Origin of the sequence: Escherichia sp. KCJ4928, from assembly GCF_004352695.1 — a bacterium.
Taxonomy (GTDB): Bacteria; Pseudomonadota; Gammaproteobacteria; order Enterobacterales; family Enterobacteriaceae; genus ECMA0423.
The window spans coordinates 1-18,625 of sequence record NZ_SJWV01000042.1; the positions used below are offsets into that span (position 1 = coordinate 1).

General features: G+C 50.7%; 15 protein-coding genes and 1 pseudogene. 3 read left to right on the forward strand and 13 right to left on the reverse strand.

From position 1 onward, the window contains the following. A pseudogene (locus E0D98_RS27840) lies at positions 1–69 on the forward strand (hypothetical protein); the annotation flags it as partial. 13 nt (positions 70–82) lie between these two features. Next, positions 83–955, forward strand: a complete 873-nt coding sequence (locus tag E0D98_RS08875) for a YgcG family protein (protein ID WP_001268452.1) — start codon at positions 83–85, stop codon at positions 953–955. Between the two features lie 59 nt (positions 956–1,014). Here the strand turns inward: E0D98_RS08875 and eno are convergent, their stop codons facing one another. The 7 genes from eno to rlmD all read right to left on the reverse strand — a co-directional run bounded on the left by eno (position 1,015) and on the right by rlmD (position 9,372). Continuing rightward, a complete protein-coding gene (gene eno, locus E0D98_RS08880; protein ID WP_000036723.1) occupies positions 1,015–2,313 on the reverse strand; it encodes a phosphopyruvate hydratase in 1,299 nt (432 codons plus the stop codon). Positions 2,314–2,400: 87 nt separating this feature from the next. Next, complete coding sequence (gene pyrG / locus E0D98_RS08885) at positions 2,401–4,038, reverse strand: CTP synthase (glutamine hydrolyzing) (protein WP_000210878.1); 1,638 nt, start codon at positions 4,036–4,038, stop codon at positions 2,401–2,403. Between the two features lie 227 nt (positions 4,039–4,265). After that, on the reverse strand, positions 4,266–5,057 hold the full coding sequence (gene mazG, locus E0D98_RS08890; RefSeq protein ID WP_001071643.1) for a nucleoside triphosphate pyrophosphohydrolase: 792 nt from the start codon (positions 5,055–5,057) through the stop codon (positions 4,266–4,268). A 70-nt stretch (positions 5,058–5,127) separates the two neighbouring features. Continuing rightward, positions 5,128–5,463 (reverse strand): endoribonuclease MazF, encoded by a 336-nt coding sequence (gene mazF / locus E0D98_RS08895; RefSeq protein WP_000254738.1) that lies wholly within the window; start codon positions 5,461–5,463, stop codon positions 5,128–5,130. Further along, entirely contained in the window at positions 5,463–5,711 is a 249-nt protein-coding gene (mazE, locus tag E0D98_RS08900; RefSeq protein WP_000581937.1) for a type II toxin-antitoxin system antitoxin MazE, read from the reverse strand. Before mazE ends, mazF begins: the two co-directional genes overlap by 1 nt. 77 nt (positions 5,712–5,788) lie before the next feature. Then, the gene (relA, locus tag E0D98_RS08905; protein WP_000226815.1) at positions 5,789–8,023 is read right to left on the reverse strand and encodes a GTP diphosphokinase; all 2,235 of its coding nucleotides are present in this window, start codon (positions 8,021–8,023) and stop codon (positions 5,789–5,791) included. Between the two features lie 47 nt (positions 8,024–8,070). Further along, complete coding sequence (rlmD, locus tag E0D98_RS08910) at positions 8,071–9,372, reverse strand: 23S rRNA (uracil(1939)-C(5))-methyltransferase RlmD (RefSeq protein WP_000046800.1); 1,302 nt, start codon at positions 9,370–9,372, stop codon at positions 8,071–8,073. A 56-nt stretch (positions 9,373–9,428) separates the two neighbouring features. Between rlmD and barA the strand changes: the two genes are divergently transcribed. Beyond that, positions 9,429–12,185: a two-component sensor histidine kinase BarA gene (barA, locus tag E0D98_RS08915; RefSeq protein ID WP_000186450.1), complete on the forward strand. Its 2,757-nt coding sequence runs from the start codon at positions 9,429–9,431 to the stop codon at positions 12,183–12,185. A gap of 231 nt (positions 12,186–12,416) precedes the next feature. Here the strand turns inward: barA and gudD are convergent, their stop codons facing one another. The 6 genes from gudD to E0D98_RS08945 all read right to left on the reverse strand — a co-directional run bounded on the left by gudD (position 12,417) and on the right by E0D98_RS08945 (position 18,485). Next, positions 12,417–13,757, reverse strand: coding sequence for a glucarate dehydratase (gene gudD / locus E0D98_RS08920; RefSeq protein ID WP_000098271.1), 1,341 nt, complete (start codon positions 13,755–13,757; stop codon positions 12,417–12,419). Between the two features lie 20 nt (positions 13,758–13,777). Beyond that, positions 13,778–15,118, reverse strand: coding sequence for an enolase C-terminal domain-like protein (locus tag E0D98_RS08925; RefSeq protein ID WP_000211757.1), 1,341 nt, complete (start codon positions 15,116–15,118; stop codon positions 13,778–13,780). 1 nt (position 15,119) lies between these two features. After that, complete coding sequence (gudP, locus tag E0D98_RS08930) at positions 15,120–16,472, reverse strand: galactarate/glucarate/glycerate transporter GudP (RefSeq protein WP_000097072.1); 1,353 nt, start codon at positions 16,470–16,472, stop codon at positions 15,120–15,122. Between the two features lie 434 nt (positions 16,473–16,906). Next, complete coding sequence (locus E0D98_RS08935; protein ID WP_000807750.1) at positions 16,907–17,356, reverse strand: flavodoxin; 450 nt, start codon at positions 17,354–17,356, stop codon at positions 16,907–16,909. A 17-nt stretch (positions 17,357–17,373) separates the two neighbouring features. Then, entirely contained in the window at positions 17,374–18,156 is a 783-nt protein-coding gene (gene truC / locus E0D98_RS08940) for a tRNA pseudouridine(65) synthase TruC (RefSeq protein ID WP_000890008.1), read from the reverse strand. Then, positions 18,156–18,485 (reverse strand): YqcC family protein, encoded by a 330-nt coding sequence (locus tag E0D98_RS08945; RefSeq protein ID WP_000206990.1) that lies wholly within the window; start codon positions 18,483–18,485, stop codon positions 18,156–18,158. The genes truC and E0D98_RS08945 overlap by 1 nt, the downstream gene beginning before the upstream one ends. Positions 18,486–18,625 lie beyond the last annotated feature (140 nt).

Here is an 18,625-nt window from a genome sequence, read left to right on the forward strand (position 1 = left end):
GTATTAGTTTTTAATGATAACGAATCTAAAATTACCGATGCCGCCGTCAATTTATTTATCCAGATTTAATGAGAAATTTATAATGCGCTATTTCATACTAATGTTCACTTTCGTATGTTCCTTTGTTGCAGCCCAACCAACTATTGTCCCACAATTACAGCAACAAGTTACGGATCTTACGAGTAGCTTAAACTCACAAGAAAAGAAAGAACTGACGCACAAGTTAGAATCTATTTTCAATAATACCCAAGTGCAAATTGCTGTATTAATTGTTCCCACAACCAAAGACGAGACAATTGAACAATATGCTACAAGAGTTTTTGACAATTGGCGTTTAGGAGATGCCAAACGTAATGATGGGATACTGATCATTGTTGCCTGGTCAGATCGTACTGTCCGCATCCAGGTAGGTTATGGGCTGGAAGAAAAGGTAACCGATGCTCTGGCTGGAGATATCATCCGTAGCAACATGATACCCGCATTTAAACAACAAAAATTTGCTCAGGGATTAGAGCTAGCTATAAACGCTTTGAATAGCCAACTCACTTCACAACACCAATATCCGACTAATCCTTCAGAAAGTGAATCAGCGTCTTCCAGTGATCATTATTACTTTGCTATTTTTTGGGTATTTGCAGTGATGTTCTTCCCTTTCTGGTTTTTTCATCAAGGCAGTAATTTTTGTCGCGCATGTAAAAGTGGAGTCTGTATTTCAGCAATCTATCTTTTAGATTTATTCCTGTTCTCCGATAAAATTTTTTCCATTGCTGTATTTTCCTTCTTTTTTACTTTCACCATATTTATGGTCTTTACCTGTTTATGTGTACTTCAGAAAAGAGCATCAGGTAAAAGTTATCATTCAGACAACAGCGGTTCCGGTGGAGGCTCAAGTGGCGGCGGATTTAGCGGCGGGGGCGGTTCTTCTGGAGGTGGCGGCGCATCCGGCCGCTGGTAACTCAACCATAAAAAATGCCAGCCCGGAGGCTGGCATTTTTAAATCAGATAAAGTCAGTCTTATGCCTGGCCTTTGATCTCTTTACGACCGTTGTACGGTGCTTTTTCGCCCAGAGCTTCTTCGATACGAATCAGCTGGTTGTATTTAGCAACACGGTCAGAACGGCTCATAGAACCAGTTTTGATCTGGCCTGCAGCAGTACCAACAGCCAGGTCAGCGATGGTAGCGTCTTCAGTTTCGCCAGAACGGTGAGAGATAACTGCAGTGTAGCCAGCATCTTTCGCCATCTTGATTGCAGCCAGAGTTTCGGTCAGAGAACCGATCTGGTTGAATTTGATCAGGATGGAGTTAGCGATACCTTTTTCGATACCTTCTTTCAGGATCTTGGTGTTAGTTACGAACAGGTCGTCACCAACCAGCTGGATTTTGTCGCCCAGAACTTTGGTCTGGTATGCGAAACCGTCCCAGTCAGATTCGTCCAGACCGTCTTCGATAGATACGATCGGATACTGTTTGGTCAGTTCTTCCAGGAAGTGAGTGAATTCTTCAGAGGTGAAAGCTTTGTTGCCTTCGCCAGCCAGAACGTATTTACCGTCTTTGTAGAATTCAGAAGCTGCGCAGTCCATCGCCAGAGTGATGTCTTTGCCCAGTTCATAACCAGCAGCTTTAACAGCTTCAGCGATAACAGCCAGAGCTTCAGCGTTGGAACCCAGGTTCGGCGCATAGCCACCTTCGTCACCAACAGCAGTGTTCATGCCTTTCGCTTTCAGAACTTTTGCCAGGTGATGGAAAACTTCAGAACCCATGCGGATGGCTTCTTTCACAGTTTTCGCGCCAACCGGCTGAATCATGAATTCCTGGATATCAACGTTGTTGTCAGCGTGCTCACCACCGTTGATGATGTTCATCATCGGAACCGGCATAGAGTATTTGCCCGGAGTACCGTTCAGTTCAGCGATGTGCTCGTACAGCGGCATACCTTTAGCAGCTGCAGCAGCTTTGGCGTTAGCCAGAGATACAGCCAGGATTGCGTTCGCGCCGAATTTGGATTTGTTTTCGGTGCCGTCCAGGTCGATCATGATCTTGTCAATGCCAGCCTGATCTTTAGCATCTTTGCCAATCAGCGCCTGAGCGATCGGGCCGTTTACCGCAGCAACAGCTTTGGTTACGCCTTTACCCAGGAAACGGGATTTGTCGCCATCGCGCAGTTCCAGAGCTTCACGGGAACCAGTAGAAGCACCTGACGGAGCAGCTGCCATACCGACGAAACCACCCTCCAGATGTACTTCGGCTTCAACAGTCGGGTTACCACGGGAGTCGATGATTTCACGACCGATGATTTTTACGATTTTGGACATTAGGTTTTCCTCAAGTCACTAGTTAAACTGAAACTCCAGACAAACAACGCGTACCCAGGGTACGCGTTGCCGTTCTAACTTTTTTACTTACTTCGCCTGACGTTTCTGGAACTCGCTGGCGGCTTTCACAAAGCCTGCAAACAGCGGGTGACCATCACGTGGAGTAGAAGTAAACTCCGGATGGAACTGGCAAGCCACGAACCACGGGTGATTCGGAACTTCGATGATCTCGACCAACTGATCATCCCCGGAACGGCCCGCAACGCGCAGACCTGCATCTTCAATCTGTTTCAACAGCATGTTGTTGACTTCGTAACGGTGACGATGACGCTCAACAATTGTCGGCGCATTGTACAGCTGGCGAACCAGGCTATCGTCAACCAACTGGCACTGCTGTGCGCCGAGACGCATGGTACCGCCGAGATCGCTCTTCTCGCTACGAACTTCAACGTTGCCGTTTTCATCGCGCCACTCGGTAATCAGCGCCACAACCGGGTACTTACAGTCTGGCACAAATTCCGTAGAGTTGGCGTTCTCCATGTTGGCAACATGGCGAGCGTAATCAATTAACGCCACCTGCATACCCAGGCAAATGCCCAGATAAGGAATATTGTTCTCACGCGCAAAACGCGCGGTCGTAATCATGCCTTCTACGCCACGATAGCCGAAACCGCCAGGTACGAGGATTGCGTCCAGACCTTTAAGGATTTCAACGCCGCGCGTTTCAACATCTTGTGAATCGATCAGTTTGATGTTGACGCTGACACGATTCTTCAGCCCACCGTGTTTCAGTGCTTCGATCACTGATTTATAAGCATCCGGCAGTTCAATGTACTTGCCGACCATACCGATGGTGACTTCACTTACCGGGTTCGCTTCTTCGAAGATAACCTGTTCCCATTCGGACAGATTCGCTTCCGGGCAGTTTAAGCTGAATCGTTTACAAATATAATCGTCCAGCCCCTGAGATTTCAACAGGCCCGGAATTTTATAGATGGAATCGACGTCTTTCAGAGAAATAACCGCTTTTTCCGGAACATTACAGAACAATGCAATCTTCGCACGTTCGTTCGCCGGAACAGCGCGATCTGAACGACAAATCAGGATGTCAGGCTGGATACCGATGGAGAGCAGCTCTTTTACAGAGTGCTGAGTCGGTTTGGTTTTGACTTCACCAGACGCTGCCATGTACGGCACCAGCGTCAGGTGCATAAACAGAGTGTGCTCACGGCCAATTTCAACAGCCATCTGGCGAATCGCTTCGAGGAACGGCAAGGATTCGATATCACCTACTGTACCGCCGATTTCTACCAGTACTACGTCATGACCTTCGCCACCTTCCAGCACGCGCTCTTTGATTGCGTTAGTGATGTGCGGAATAACCTGCACGGTTGCGCCGAGGTAGTCACCGCGGCGTTCTTTACGCAGAACGTCAGAGTAGATACGACCCGTGGTGAAGTTGTTGCGGCGGCTCATTTTGGTACGAATGAAACGCTCGTAGTGCCCCAGGTCCAGGTCGGTTTCAGCGCCGTCTTCAGTAACGAACACTTCCCCGTGTTGGATTGGGCTCATAGTACCTGGATCGACGTTGATGTACGGATCCAGTTTCATGATGGTCACATTGAGGCCACGGGCTTCAAGAATGGCTGCGAGGGAGGCTGCGGCAATGCCTTTACCCAGAGAGGATACGACCCCGCCGGTCACAAAAATATAGTTCGTTGTCATGCTGAACCTGAGAAGTTAGGTTGAAAAGACGATGGAATAACCAGGACGGGAAAGCAGTATACCCGAACATGACCTGTGCCACAAACTTTCATTATCCCTCCTCTTCGCCAGCGCACTATTGAAATCAGGAGTGAGAAAATAGCCCCTTTGGGGTAAATGTTTTTGACGCAAATCAAGCGCTTGTCATTTAAAAAATGACACAAATCGCGCTTGACCGCGTAATTCCCTTAGAGATCAATTTCCTGCCGTTTTACCTGTTGCCAGACTTCTTCCATTGTTTCGAGGTCAACACCTGTCATTTCCAGTCCACGCGCGGCAACAATACGCTCCACTTCGCGAAAACGACGCTCGAATTTTTCGTTCGCTTTTTGCAATGCGATTTCTGCTTTCGTCCCTAAATGGCGAGCCAGATTAACCGTGGCAAACAGCAGGTCGCCCATTTCCTCCTCCAGTTTAGCCTGGTCGATAACAGCCTGCCGTGCCTCGTACATCACCTCGTCGATCTCTTCGTAGACTTTATCAACCACTGGGCCAAGCGTTGTCCAGTCGAAGCCAACGTTGGCGCAACGTTTCTGGATTTTTTGCGCCCGCATTAAAGCCGGTAAACTACGAGGAATATCGTCCAGCGCCGAATGCTGCGCTTTCTGCGCGCGCTCTTCGGTTTTGATTTGCTCCCAACGGGCAAGCACTTCACTACTGTTTTCGGCAGAACTGTCAGCAAAAACATGCGGATGGCGACGCTCTAATTTATCGCTAATAGCAGCGCAAATATCATTAAAGTCAAAGCGCCCTTCTTCCTGAGCCATTTGCGCGTAAAACACCACCTGGAATAGCAGATCGCCCAGTTCACCGCGAAGATCGTCAAAATCTTCACGGGCGATGGCGTCCAGCACTTCGTAGGTTTCTTCAAGGGTGTAAGGCGCAATGGTGGCAAATGTCTGCTCTTTATCCCACGGGCAGCCGTTTTCCGGATCGCGCAGGCGCTGCATAATAGTGAGCAAACGGTCGATTTGATTCATTGAATTGTCCTGAAAATTGCGGGTCTGTCAGGTGGAAACCTGTGACCAGAATAGAAGTGAGTTAGTAACACTACCCAATCAGTACGTTAATTTTGGCTTTAATGAGTTGTAATTCCTCTGGGGCAACTGTTCCTTTCTTCGTTGCTCCTCTTGCCCGCCAGGCGATACTTTTTACCTGATCAGCTAACGCTACGCCATCACGTTCCTGACCGGATAAAACAACTTCGAACGGATATCCTTTTGATTGCGTTGTACAAGGAACACACAGACACATACCTGTTTTGTTGTTGTACATGAAAGGACTCAGGACAACAGCTGGACGATGTCCAGCTTGCTCGCTACCTTTTGTCGGGTCAAAATCAACCCAAATCAGATCGCCCATATCGGGTACGTATCGGCTTACCATTACCAGACTTCCTTATCTTTCGGCTCTCCCCAGTCGATATTCTCGTGGAGGTTTTCCGGCGTGATGTCGTTGACCAGTTCAGCAAGCGTAAATACGGGCTCTTTACGCACTGGCTCAATAATTAATTTGCCATCCACCAGGTCAATCTTCACTTCATCATCAATATTCAGATTGAGCGCCTGCATTAACGTAGCCGGGATCCGCACCGCCGGTGAATTTCCCCAACGCTTTACGCTACTGTGGATCATAACCCTTTCCTCAAACCGCTATCATATGTAGATACAGTATATATCAATCTACATTGTAGATACGAGCAAATTTCTGCCTAACTCCCGTGCAACCGACGCGCGTCGATAACATCCGGCACCTGGTTGAGTTTACCCAGCACGCGCCCCAGCACTTGCAGGTTGTAAATCTCAATGGTCATGTCGATGGTCGCCAGTTGCTGTTTGGTGTCGCTACGGCTGGCAACGCCAAGCACGTTCACCTTCTCGTTGGCGAGAATGGTCGTGATATCACGTAACAACCCACTACGATCATTAGCCACCACACGGACCACCAGCGAATATCCGGCGGAGTAGCTCTCACCCCATACCGCGTCAACAATGCGTTCTGGCGCATGGGAGCGCAGTTCCGCCAGTTGTTCGCAATCGGCGCGGTGTACTGAAATACCGCGCCCCTGGGTAATGAAGCCGACAATCTCATCTCCAGGAATCGGCTGGCAGCAGCGCGCGATGTGGTGCATCAGGTTGCCAACACCTTCGACCACCACGCGACCGTTATCTTTACTGCGGTTTTGCGGCGTGTAGCTTTTTTGCTGAAGTTGCTTCAGCGCGGCGGCGTCCTGCTCTTCGGCACTCGGCTTATTAAATTGCGATTGCAGGAAGTTCACCATCTGATTGAGACGGATATCCCCGCCACCAATCGCCGCCAGCAACTCGTCGACATCATTAAAGTTGTAACGCGGCAGCAGATGTTTTTCTGCTTCTTTCAGGCTGATCCCCAGATGTTCCAGCTCGTCGTCAAGGATTTGCCGCCCAGCCAGAATGTTTTTGTCACGGTCCTGTTTACGGAACCAGGCGTGAATTTTCGAACGCCCACGGCTGGTTGTGACGTAACCGAGGTTTGGGTTTAACCAGTCACGGCTGGGGTTCGGCTGTTTCTGGGTGATAATTTCAATCTGGTCGCCCATCTGCAGCTGGTAGGTGAACGGCACAATGCGCCCGCCAATTTTTGCCCCGATGCAGCGGTGTCCGACATCACTGTGGATGTGGTAAGCGAAGTCCAGCGGCGTTGATCCCGCAGGCAAATCAACGACATCACCTTTCGGCGTAAAGACATACACCCGGTCGTCAAAGACCTGGCTGCGTACTTCGTCGAGCATTTCGCCGGAATCAGCCATCTCTTCCTGCCACGCAATCAGTTTACGCAGCCAGGCAATCCGGTCTTCATGTCCCGAACGTGCGCCGCCAGCTGCCGCGCCCTCTTTATATTTCCAGTGCGCAGCAACACCCAACTCTGCATCTTCATGCATCTGTTTGGTGCGGATTTGGATCTCAACGGTTTTGCCACCTGGCCCCAGAACCACGGTATGAATAGACTGATAACCGTTTGGTTTCGGGTTAGCGACATAATCGTCAAACTCATCCGGCAGGTGGCGATAGTGAGTGTGCACTATCCCCAGTGCGGCATAACAATCCTGTAAACGCTCGGCGACAATACGTACCGCACGCACATCAAACAGCTCATCGAAGGCGAGGTTCTTTTTCTGCATTTTGCGCCAGATACTGTAGATGTGTTTCGGACGACCATACACTTCAGCTTTAACGCCTTCAGCTTTCATCTCAGCGCGCAGATGACCAACGAACTCTTCGATGTAGTGTTCGCGGTCGAGACGCCGTTCATGCAGCAGTTTGGCAATTCGTTTGTATTCGGTTGGATGGAGGTAACGGAAGCAGTAATCTTCCAGTTCCCATTTCAGTTGTCCGATTCCGAGACGGTTAGCCAGCGGTGCGTAGATGTTGGTACACTCTTTTGCCGCCAGTACACGTTCATCTTCCGGCGCATCTTTTACTTCGCGCAGATGAGCAATACGCTCCGCCAGTTTGATGACTACGCAGCGAAAATCATCGACCATCGCCAATAACATCCGGCGAACGTTATCGACCTGTTCGGAGGAAACAGAATCAGTGTGCGTCGCTTTCAGCTGGCGGATCGCCGCCATATCACGCACGCCGTGAATAAGGTTAACGACCGACTTACCGACGCTCTCACGCAGCACATCTTCGCTGACTACGTTGGCATCAGCCAGAGGGAACAGCAGCGCCGCCCGCAGCGTGTCAATGTCCATACTTAATGTCGAGAGGATCTCCACCATCTCAACACCACGCCACAATAACAGACTGGCATCCGGATGCCCCTGCGTCTGTTGCAGACAATACGCCCAGGTTTCGGCTAAGCACTCACACGACTTCTGGCTGGTAATACCCAGACTTGCGATCCATTTTTCCGGATCAAATTCACCAGCCTTATTGATATGTGCACTTCTTACCGCAACCATTGTCCTCTCCTTTAGGGACCAGACCTGCCGAAATCGGCAAATCGTAACTATTTAACGCGCGAGAAAAGTACCATCGATTCCAGATGTCCCGTGTGTGGGAACATATCCAGCATCGCCAGTCGCGCAATGGTATATCCTGCTTTTAATAACGCTTCGCTATCCCGAGCCAGCGTTGCAGGGTTACAGGATACATAAACTATACGAATAGGTTCCAGTTTTATAATTTGCTGCATAACACCTGCGGCACCTGCTCGCGCCGGGTCCAGCAACACTTTATCGAAGCCGTTTTTCGCCCACGGCTGCTTTGTGACATCTTCTTCAAGATTTTCGTGATAAAACGTCACATTCTGTAAACCATTAAGACGCGCATTCTGCTGGCCTTTTTCCACCAGCGCCGGAACACCTTCTACACCGACCACACTGGCTGCTTGTTTCGCCAATGGCAGTGTAAAGTTGCCCATACCGCAGAACAGATCCAGTACGCGATCTTCAGGTTGCACATCCAGCCATTCCAACGCACGCGCTACCATTTTTTGGTTCACACCCGCATTGACCTGAATAAAATCGCGCGGGCTAAAAGTTAAGCGCAACCCGTTTGAGTCATACCAGGGCATCTCACCAGAGACGGTTTCGAGTATCTCACTATCGGGGGCGAGATACAGATCCAGGCCTTCAGAATGCGAAAAGCGTTCCAGTTTTTCGCGATCTGCCGAACTTAGCGGTGCGGTATGGCGCAAAATCATCAGCGTGCCGCTGGTTGCCTGTACCAGTTCAACATGACCAAGATGGCGCATAACTTGTAAGCTGCCCAGGCATGCCCTGACTTTGGGCAGCAATGCTTCAAGTTGGGGCACTAAAATGGGGCATTGTTTAACGTCGACAATGTCACTGGAGCCCGCTTTGCGAAACCCCATCTGAAGTTGCTGTGTTTTCGGTAAGTAGTTCAGACTTAAACGCGCGCGGCGGCGATAGCCCCAGGGAACATCGGCGATCACTTCAGAGACATCGTGTTTCATTAATCGGGCGAGTGCCGCACTTTTGCTTCGCTGCTGTAAATCCACGCTGGCGTGTTGTTGCTGACAGCCGCCGCATACGCCAAAATGAGGACAGCGTGGTGTTTCGCGTTCCGGGCTATCGCTTAACCGGCGTACGACTTTAGCGCGGGCATACTGTTTTTTATCTTCAGTAACAGCAACTTCCGCGTTTTCCTGCGGCAATAATCCGGGGATAAATAACGTTTTGCCGTTATGTCGCGCCACGCCCTGACCAAAAGAGTCGAGGTCGTTGACTGAAACGGTTATGATCTGACGCGTCGTCGTGCGTCGTTTTGCAGAGTAGAATTGCGCCATTGGCGAGACTTTCTCAATTTAACAGTGTGACCTTAATTGTCCCATAACGGAACTCCATGACCAACTACAGCCTGCGCGCACGCATGATGATTCTGATCCTGGCACCGACCGTCCTTATTGGTTTATTGCTGAGTATCTTTTTCGTCGTGCATCGCTATAACGACTTGCAGCGTCAACTGGAAGATGCCGGTGCCAGCATTATTGAGCCGCTTGCAGTTTCTACTGAATATGGCATGAGCCTGCAAAATCGCGAATCTATCGGTCAGTTAATAAGCGTACTGCATCGTCGCCATTCCGATATTGTTCGCGCGATTTCGGTTTATGATGAAAATAACCGACTCTTTGTCACCTCCAATTTTCATCTTGATCCCTCATCAATGCAGCTCGGCAGCAACGTGCCGTTTCCTCGCCAGCTCACTGTCACTCGTGACGGCGATATTATGATCCTCCGCACGCCGATTATTTCTGAGAGTTACTCCCCCGACGAATCGCCCAGTAGCGATGCCAAAAATAGTCAAAATATGTTGGGATATATTGCGCTGGAGCTGGATCTTAAATCGGTTCGCTTGCAGCAATATAAAGAGATCTTTATTTCCAGCGTGATGATGCTGTTTTGTATCGGTATTGCGCTTATTTTTGGCTGGCGCTTAATGCGCGATGTAACCGGTCCGATTCGCAACATGGTGAATACCGTCGACCGCATCCGTCGCGGGCAACTCGACAGCCGGGTGGAAGGATTTATGCTCGGCGAGCTGGATATGCTGAAAAACGGTATCAACTCGATGGCAATGTCGCTGGCTGCTTATCACGAAGAGATGCAGCACAATATCGACCAGGCGACGTCCGATCTGCGTGAAACGCTGGAGCAGATGGAAATTCAGAACGTTGAGTTAGATCTGGCGAAAAAGCGCGCCCAGGAAGCGGCGCGTATTAAATCCGAGTTTCTGGCAAATATGTCACACGAGCTGCGTACACCACTGAATGGTGTTATTGGCTTTACCCGCCTGACGCTGAAAACAGAATTAACACCAACGCAGCGCGATCACCTGAATACGATTGAACGTTCGGCAAATAATTTGCTGGCAATTATTAATGATGTTCTCGACTTCTCGAAACTGGAAGCAGGTAAGCTGATTCTGGAAAGTATTCCATTCCCACTACGCAGCACGCTGGATGAAGTCGTTACTCTGCTGGCACATTCTTCTCACGATAAAGGGTTGGAACTGACGCTCAATATTAAAAGCGACGTGCCTGATAACGTGATCGGCGACCCACTGCGATTACAGCAAATCATCACTAACCTGGTGGGGAATGCAATTAAATTCACCGAGAATGGCAACATTGATATTCTGGTAGAAAAACGTGCGCTGAGTAATACCAAAGTGCAGATTGAAGTGCAGATTCGGGATACCGGCATTGGTATTCCTGAACGCGATCAATCGCGCTTATTCCAGGCCTTCCGACAGGCTGATGCCAGTATTTCCCGCCGTCATGGTGGCACCGGTCTGGGGCTGGTGATTACACAAAAACTGGTTAATGAAATGGGCGGCGATATTTCGTTCCATAGCCAGCCGAATCGCGGTTCAACTTTCTGGTTCCACATTAATCTCGATCTGAACCCGAACATTATTATCGAAGGGCCATCCACCCAGTGCCTCGCCGGTAAGCGCCTGGCCTATGTCGAACCAAACTCCGCAGCAGCGCAATGCACGCTGGATATTTTAAGTGAAACGCCGCTGGAAGTGGTTTATAGCCCAACGTTCTCCGCGCTGCCTCCCGCGCATTACGACATGATGTTGTTAGGCATCGCGGTGACCTTCCGCGAGCCGCTAACAATGCAACATGAGCGATTAGCGAAAGCGGTATCGATGACCGATTTCCTGATGCTGGCACTTCCTTGCCATGCACAAGTCAATGCAGAAAAACTCAAGCAAGATGGTATCGGCGCGTGTCTGCTGAAACCATTAACACCTACGCGCCTGTTGCCTGCCCTGACGGAATTTTGTCATCACAAACAAAACACGCTTTTGCCTGTAACCGATGAAAGCAAGCTGGCAATGACAGTCATGGCAGTTGATGACAACCCCGCTAACCTGAAACTTATCGGCGCATTGCTGGAAGATATGGTGCAACATGTGGAACTTTGCGATAGCGGGCATCAGGCGGTTGAACGGGCGAAACAGATGCCGTTCGATTTGATCTTAATGGATATTCAAATGCCTGACATGGATGGCATTCGGGCCTGCGAGCTCATCCACCAGCTCCCCCATCAGCAACAAACGCCGGTTATCGCGGTAACGGCGCATGCAATGGCCGGGCAAAAAGAGAAGCTGCTTGGCGCAGGGATGAGCGATTATCTGGCGAAACCGATTGAAGAAGAGCGATTGCATAATTTGTTGTTGCGCTACAAGCCTGGCAGCGGTATTTCCTCTCGCGTCGTGACGCCCGAAGTCAACGAAATTGTGGTGAACCCGAATGCGACCCTCGACTGGCAACTGGCACTACGCCAGGCAGCAGGAAAAACCGATTTAGCGCGCGATATGCTGCAAATGTTACTCGATTTCCTGCCTGAAGTTCGCAACAAAGTTGAGGAACAGCTGGTTGGAGAAAACCCGGAAGGCCTGGTTGATTTGATTCATAAACTGCATGGCAGTTGCGGCTATAGCGGTGTGCCGCGTATGAAGAATCTCTGCCAACTGATCGAACAACAGCTACGTAGCGGTACTAAAGAAGAAGATTTGGAGCCGGAGCTGCTGGAACTGTTGGACGAGATGGATAATGTAGCGCGCGAAGCCAGCAAAATTCTCGGGTAACGGACGTCTTGTCGAGTAGCAATCGGCTTTTTATGACGCTGGTTTCAGATTGGTGACAAAGTGCCTGTGTTTATGCCGGATGCGGCGTTAACGCCTTATCCGGCCTACAAAACCAATTAAATTCAATGAATTAAAAAATGATGTAGACCTGATACATAGCACAACAGGCTATTTTGCGTTTAGCATCAGTCTCAAGCCGGCTCCAGATAGAGCCGGTTTTGGTTTTCTGTCTTAACGCACCATGCACGGGCGCTTGTTATCGAACGTCCAGCCAGGAATCAGATACTGCATTCCCATCGCATCGTCACGCGCGCCAAGCCCGTGTTTCTGATACAGCTCATGGGCTTTCATCACTTGATCCATATCGATTTCTACACCCAGCCCCGGTTTTTCCGGCACCTGAACCAGACCGCCTTTGATCTCAAACGGTTCTTTGGTCAGGCGCTGATTACCTTCCTGCCAGATCCAGTGCGTATCAATAGCAGTAATTTTACCCGGTGCAGCGGCGGCAACATGGGTAAACATCGCCAGGGAAATATCGAAGTGGTTGTTTGAGTGTGAACCCCAGGTCAGGCCAAATTCATGGCACATTTGCGCCACACGTACCGAACCTTGCATCGTCCAGAAATGCGGATCCGCCAGCGGGATATCAACGGATTGCAGGGAGAGCGTATGGCCCATCTGCCGCCAGTCGGTGGCGATCATATTGGTTGCGGTCGGCAGGCCAGTTGCGCGACGGAACTCTGCCATCACTTCACGCCCGGAGAAACCTTGCTCCGCACCACACGGATCTTCTGCATAAGCCAGCGACCCTTTCAGGTATTTACCAATTTTAATCGCTTCGTTCAGCGACCAGGCACCGTTAGGATCGAGCGTAATTCGCGCCTGCGGGAAGCGTTGCGCCAGTGCCACAATAGACTCGGCCTCTTCTTCCCCGGCCAGTACACCGCCTTTCAGTTTGAAATCGTTGAAGCCATATTTTTCATACGCCGCTTCCGCCAGGCGCACCACCGCATCCGGCGTCATCGCTTCTTCATGACGCAGGCGATACCAGTCGCATGAGTCATCCGGCTGGCTTTGATACGGCAGCGGTGTGGCTTTGCGATCACCGACGAAGAACAGATAACCGAGCATTTCGACTTCGCTACGCTGTTGACCATCGCCCAGCAGCGATGCCACGTTTACCCCCAGATGCTGCCCCAGCAGATCCAGCATTGCCGCTTCTATCCCGGTAACTACATGAATAGTGGTACGCAAATCAAATGTCTGCAAACCGCGCCCGCCGGCATCACGATCGGCAAATGTATTACGCACCAGCGTCAGAACGTTTTTGTATTCACCCAGCGTTCTACCCACCACCAGCGGAATCGCATCTTCCAGCGTTTTACGGATTTTCTCGCCGCCGGGAATTTCGCCTACGCCGGTGTGACCGGAATTATCTTTGATAATCACAATATTACGCGTGAAGAACGGTGCGTGTGCACCACTCAGATTCATCAGCATACTGTCATGACCCGCCACCGGGATGACCTGCATTTCAGTAACAACAGGCGTCGTAAATTGAGAACTCATATTTATGTCCTTATTCAGAATCAGTGACGGCCGAAAACGGGACGTTTACGGTCAAAGGTCCAGCCGGGGATCAGGTACTGCATCGGACCTGCGTCGTTACGCGCACCGCCAGGCAGACGTTTATAGGCCTCATGTGCCTTTTGTACCTGTTCCCAGTCCAGTTCCACGCCCAGACCGGGCGCATCAGGAACGGCAATTTTTCCGTTTTTAATCTCCAGCGGATTTTTGGTCAGGCGACAATCGCCCTCCTGCCAAATCCAGTGGGTATCGATAGCGGTAGGATTACCCGGTGCCGCCGCGCCCACATGGGTAAACATCGCCAGAGAAATATCGAAATGGTTATTAGAATGGCAGCCCCAGGTTAGCCCCCAGTCGTCGCAAAGCTGTGCCACGCGGACTGCACCGGAAAGCGTCCAGAAGTGCGGATCGGCAAGTGGAATATCTACCGCATTGAGCATCACCGCATGGCCCATTTCGCGCCAGTTGGTGGCGATCATGTTAGTCGCGACGGGCAAGCCGGTCGCCCGTCGAAACTCCGCCATCACTTCACGACCGGAGAAACCCTGCTCAGCGCCGCACGGATCTTCGGCATAGGTAAGAACATCATTCAGCCCTTTGCACAAAGAAATGGCTTCATCAAGCAGCCATGCACCGTTGGGATCAACGGTAATCCGCGCATCCGGGAAGCGTTTCTTCAATGCACGAACAGTGTCGATTTCTTGCTCGCCAGGTAACACTCCGCCCTTAAGTTTGAAATCTTTAAAGCCATAGCGATCCTGTGAGGCTTCCGCCAGACGCACAACGGCTTCGCTGTTCATCGCTTTCTGATGGCGCAACTGATACCACTCATGGTTGCCCGGCGTATTTTCCAGATAAGGAAGATCGGTTTTGGTCCGATCACCGATATAAAACAGATAACCGAGGACGGTAATAGTCTCGCGTTGCTTGCCTGGCCCCAACAGTTCGCAGACCGGAACATTCAGCGCCTTACCTAGCAGGTCAAGCAAGGCGGCTTCCAGCGCCGCCACGGCATTAACGCGCAATTCAAAAGTCCAGGCACCTTTGCCGAAGGTATCAAAATCGGCTGCCTGATTACCTTTATGCACCTGCTGAACCACTTTATTCAGGCGCGCAACTTCCTGGCCCAGAACCATCGGAATAGCATCGACCAGTGTTTGATAAATCACCTCTCCGCCCGGCGCTTCACCAATGCCGGTATGCCCGGCGTTATCGGTGAGTACCACAATATTGCGGGTGAAATATGCGTTATGTGCCCCACCAATATTAAGCAACATGCTATCGTGCCCGGCGACCGGAATGACTTTCATATCAGTAATAACAGGACTGGATTGTGTCGTCATCTTATTGCCCCGCGACAGGTTTCAGCTCGATACGCTTGATATCGCCCACCAGCACCAGGTAGCTCAGTACCGCGATTAAGGCATGAACACCAACATAAATCAGCGCCCCATTAAAGGAGCCAGTCGTGCCAACGATATAACCAATTGCGATTGGCGTGACGATGCCAGAAATGTTACCGAACATGTTGAACAGGCCACCGGAAAGACCGCTGATCTCTTTTGGCGCGGTATCTGCCATTACTGCCCAACCCAGCGCCCCGATGCCCTTACCGAAGAAGGCCAGCGCCATAAAGCCGATGATCATCCACTCAACGTTGACGTAGTTGCAGAACACCATCACCATCGACAGCAACATGCCCATTACGATCGGTGTTTTACGCGCAATGTTCAGCGATCCCGTGCGGCGCATCAGCCAGTCGGAAATAATCCCACCCAGCACACCGCCGATAAAACCGCAAACCGCCGGAACGGAAGCCACAAAGCCCGCTTTCAGAATCGACATCCCACGCGCCTGCACCAGATAAACCGGAAACCAGGTAATGAAAAAGTAAGTCAGGGCGTTGATACAGTACTGACCGATATAAACGCCGATCATCATCCGTGACCCGAGCAGCTGTTTGATCTGCCCCCACTTCACGCTGAACGGCACTTTAACTTTGGTGTTTTGCTGATCCATATTGATCAGCGCGCCACCCGCGGCGATGTACTCCAGCTCTTTCTTATTTACCCCCGGATGTTGATTTGGCTCGTGGATGACTTTCAACCAGATAAAGCTGATGACAATCCCCAGACCGCCCATAAAGAAGAAGACGTGTGACCAGCCCACTTCATGCGTCAGCCAGCCCATAATCGGCGCGAAGATCACCGTTGCGAAGTATTGAGCGGAGTTAAAAATCGACACCGCCGTTCCCCTTTCCTGCGCCGGAAACCAGGCCGCAACAATGCGACTGTTGCCTGGGAAAGATGGCGCTTCAGCAAGACCGACCAGGAAGCGCAGCGTAAACAGGGCAACGATAATGCCGAATCCACTAAAGATATCGACGAAGCCTTGCAGCAAGGTAAACATCGACCAGATAAAGATCGACCAGAAGTAGACGCGTTTTGAACCAAAACGATCCAGCAACCAACCACCAGGGATCTGCCCGATAACATAAGCCCATGAGAAGGCAGAGAACACATAGCCCATTCCCACGGGATCAAGGCCGATATCTTTGGCCATTTCCGAACCAGCAATAGAAAGCGTAGCGCGGTCGCCGTAGTTGAAGGATGTGACGATAAACAACATCACCACTATCCAGTAACGAGCATTCGTGCGTTTTTCCACACTGCTCGCAGCCTGACTTAAAGAACTCATTGTTGCACTCCTGAAAATTCGCGTTAGCCACGCTCACTCTGGACTGCGACATAGCCAGGAAATCAGAGGTGACGTAGGGTGTTTTTTGCCGTTTTTATAGGTCGTTCGCCGAATACGGCGCGTGTTTATATCTGGCAATAGCAGTATAAAAAGCGCGCCATAGCGGCTCACCGTGCAACAACACAACATTAATGCGTTCAATGAGGCCCGATTTTGGCATTAGCCCTGGACGGTGGAATCCACTTCACGGAAATGAAAACAAGAACAAGAAAGGAAGGGTTAAAACGAAGAAATAAAGAAGAGTATGAAATGGATCGCTTGACTCCAGGCAAACGCCAGTAAAAATCCGCGCTATGAAGCAGTTTTTACTGGCATTTGCCTGAAAAGATTCGATTCAGCACCGCTAAAACGACATTTACCGCTCGCTGAACATATCAGGACAACAGCGTGCCCCACTGTTCGACCCACGGATTTGATTCCGTTTCCGGTTCCGGGTTCTCACTGGCGTCAATCAACAGTATTTCGCCAACCCGCTGAGCGCTCTGTTCCTGCAACAAGGCATCGAACTGTTTGCCGCCATTGCAGAAATTTACATAACTGCTGTCGCCGAGCGCAATCACGCCATAACGCAGATTCGGCTGGAAGCCCAGACTATCTTTGATTCCCTGAAAGAGCGGCACAATGCTATCAGGAAGGTCGCCCTGCCCGGTCGTGGACGTAACCACCAGAACATACTTATCCTGATAAGGCAGCCAGTCGCTTAATTCAGGATCTTCAAATACCGTTGCTTTGTGGCCCTGTGCGGTCAGAATTGCTTCTGCTTCTTCCGCCACTAACAGCGAATTTCCGTACATGGTGCCGACAAAAATACCAATTTCCGCCATACCGTTTTCTCCCTGGATTAGGAACTTATCTCTCCATCCTGACCCGATGGCGCACTGAACTCAACCCTTTCATTTTCAGGAAGCAGACCGCGCCAGCCAAATTGTGATAACGCCTGCATCCAGGTGTCGTCCAGGCCCGCGTGAATAGTCAGCGGCTCGCCAGTAAAAGGATGCGTCAATGACAACTGACTGGCATGTAGCATTAACCGCTGTAGGCCAAAATGCTCAGCACCGCTGCGATTCTGGCGTAAATCGCCATGTTTGCTATCGCCAATAATCGGATGACGCAAATGGGCAAGATGTCGGCGAAGCTGATGTTTGCGTCCGGTTTTCGGCTCCAGTTCCACCAGGCCGTAGCGCGTGGTCGGGTAACGTCCGGTCGCTACCGGCATTTCTACGGTCGCCAGACCGCGATAATGCGTCACTGCTGGCTGCGAGCCTTTATCTTCGCGGGCAAATTTATCAGCGATTTTGTCCAGTTCTTCCACCAGTGGATAATCCAGAACTGCTTCTTCCATCAACCAGCCGCGCACAATCGCATGGTAACGTTTCTGGATTTGGTGCTGTTCAAACTGTTGTGCCAGCAGCCGTCCGGCCTCGCTGGATAATCCCATCAACAACACACCAGAAGTGGGTCGGTCCAGACGATGAGCGGTAAAAACGTGCTGGCCAATCTGATCACGCACGGTTTGCATGACCACTACTTTCTCGTCGCGATCCAGCCAGCTGCGGTGAACCAGCCAGCCGGAGGGTTTATTTACCGCAACCAGCCATTCATCCTGATAGAGTATTTCCAGCATTAGCTCGCATCATCCGCAAAAAGAGCATCCAGTTTTTCCAGCTCAGCCAGAATAAGCGCGCGTTGCGGATGGTCCGTCGCCAGCGCCATTTCATAATAGGGTGCAACGGCAAAAGCGCCCGGTAACGGCTGTTTGTTATCTAACAAATCGTGCATTCGCGGGATCAGCACCCACTGCAACCACTCCAGTGGTTCCATGGTGTCCATAAAGAACGGTTGGGTACTATTAAATTGATGCGGCTGGGGTTCATCGTTTCGCCAGTGCTGATGTTCACGCAGTAACGCTTCAAGCGCCTGCAACTGGAGACGAACGCGGTCATGAGTGGTCATAAAGCAACCTCAATAAGAAAAACTGCCGCGAAGGATAGCAGGAATAAAAAAAGGGAGCACTGTATTCACAGCGCTCCCGGTTCGTTTCGCAGCATTCCAGCTACTTTTGTTGCTCCCTGCTCATCCTTGACAACTTTTCC

Coding starts and splice junctions, on each gene's coding strand:
- mazG (WP_001071643.1), bottom strand. CDS start 5,057: ATGAATCAAATCGACCGTTTGCTCACTATTATGCAGCGCCTGCGCGAT.
- mazE (WP_000581937.1), bottom strand. CDS start 5,711: ATGATCCACAGTAGCGTAAAGCGTTGGGGAAATTCACCGGCGGTGCGG.
- barA (WP_000186450.1), top strand. CDS start 9,429: ATGACCAACTACAGCCTGCGCGCACGCATGATGATTCTGATCCTGGCA.
- relA (WP_000226815.1), bottom strand. CDS start 8,023: ATGGTTGCGGTAAGAAGTGCACATATCAATAAGGCTGGTGAATTTGAT.
- E0D98_RS08945 (WP_000206990.1), bottom strand. CDS start 18,485: ATGACCACTCATGACCGCGTTCGTCTCCAGTTGCAGGCGCTTGAAGCG.
- pyrG (WP_000210878.1), bottom strand. CDS start 4,038: ATGACAACGAACTATATTTTTGTGACCGGCGGGGTCGTATCCTCTCTG.
- E0D98_RS08935 (WP_000807750.1), bottom strand. CDS start 17,356: ATGGCGGAAATTGGTATTTTTGTCGGCACCATGTACGGAAATTCGCTG.
- truC (WP_000890008.1), bottom strand. CDS start 18,156: ATGCTGGAAATACTCTATCAGGATGAATGGCTGGTTGCGGTAAATAAA.
- E0D98_RS08875 (WP_001268452.1), top strand. CDS start 83: ATGCGCTATTTCATACTAATGTTCACTTTCGTATGTTCCTTTGTTGCA.
- rlmD (WP_000046800.1), bottom strand. CDS start 9,372: ATGGCGCAATTCTACTCTGCAAAACGACGCACGACGACGCGTCAGATC.
- E0D98_RS08925 (WP_000211757.1), bottom strand. CDS start 15,118: ATGACGACACAATCCAGTCCTGTTATTACTGATATGAAAGTCATTCCG.
- gudD (WP_000098271.1), bottom strand. CDS start 13,757: ATGAGTTCTCAATTTACGACGCCTGTTGTTACTGAAATGCAGGTCATC.
- eno (WP_000036723.1), bottom strand. CDS start 2,313: ATGTCCAAAATCGTAAAAATCATCGGTCGTGAAATCATCGACTCCCGT.
- gudP (WP_000097072.1), bottom strand. CDS start 16,472: ATGAGTTCTTTAAGTCAGGCTGCGAGCAGTGTGGAAAAACGCACGAAT.
- mazF (WP_000254738.1), bottom strand. CDS start 5,463: ATGGTAAGCCGATACGTACCCGATATGGGCGATCTGATTTGGGTTGAT.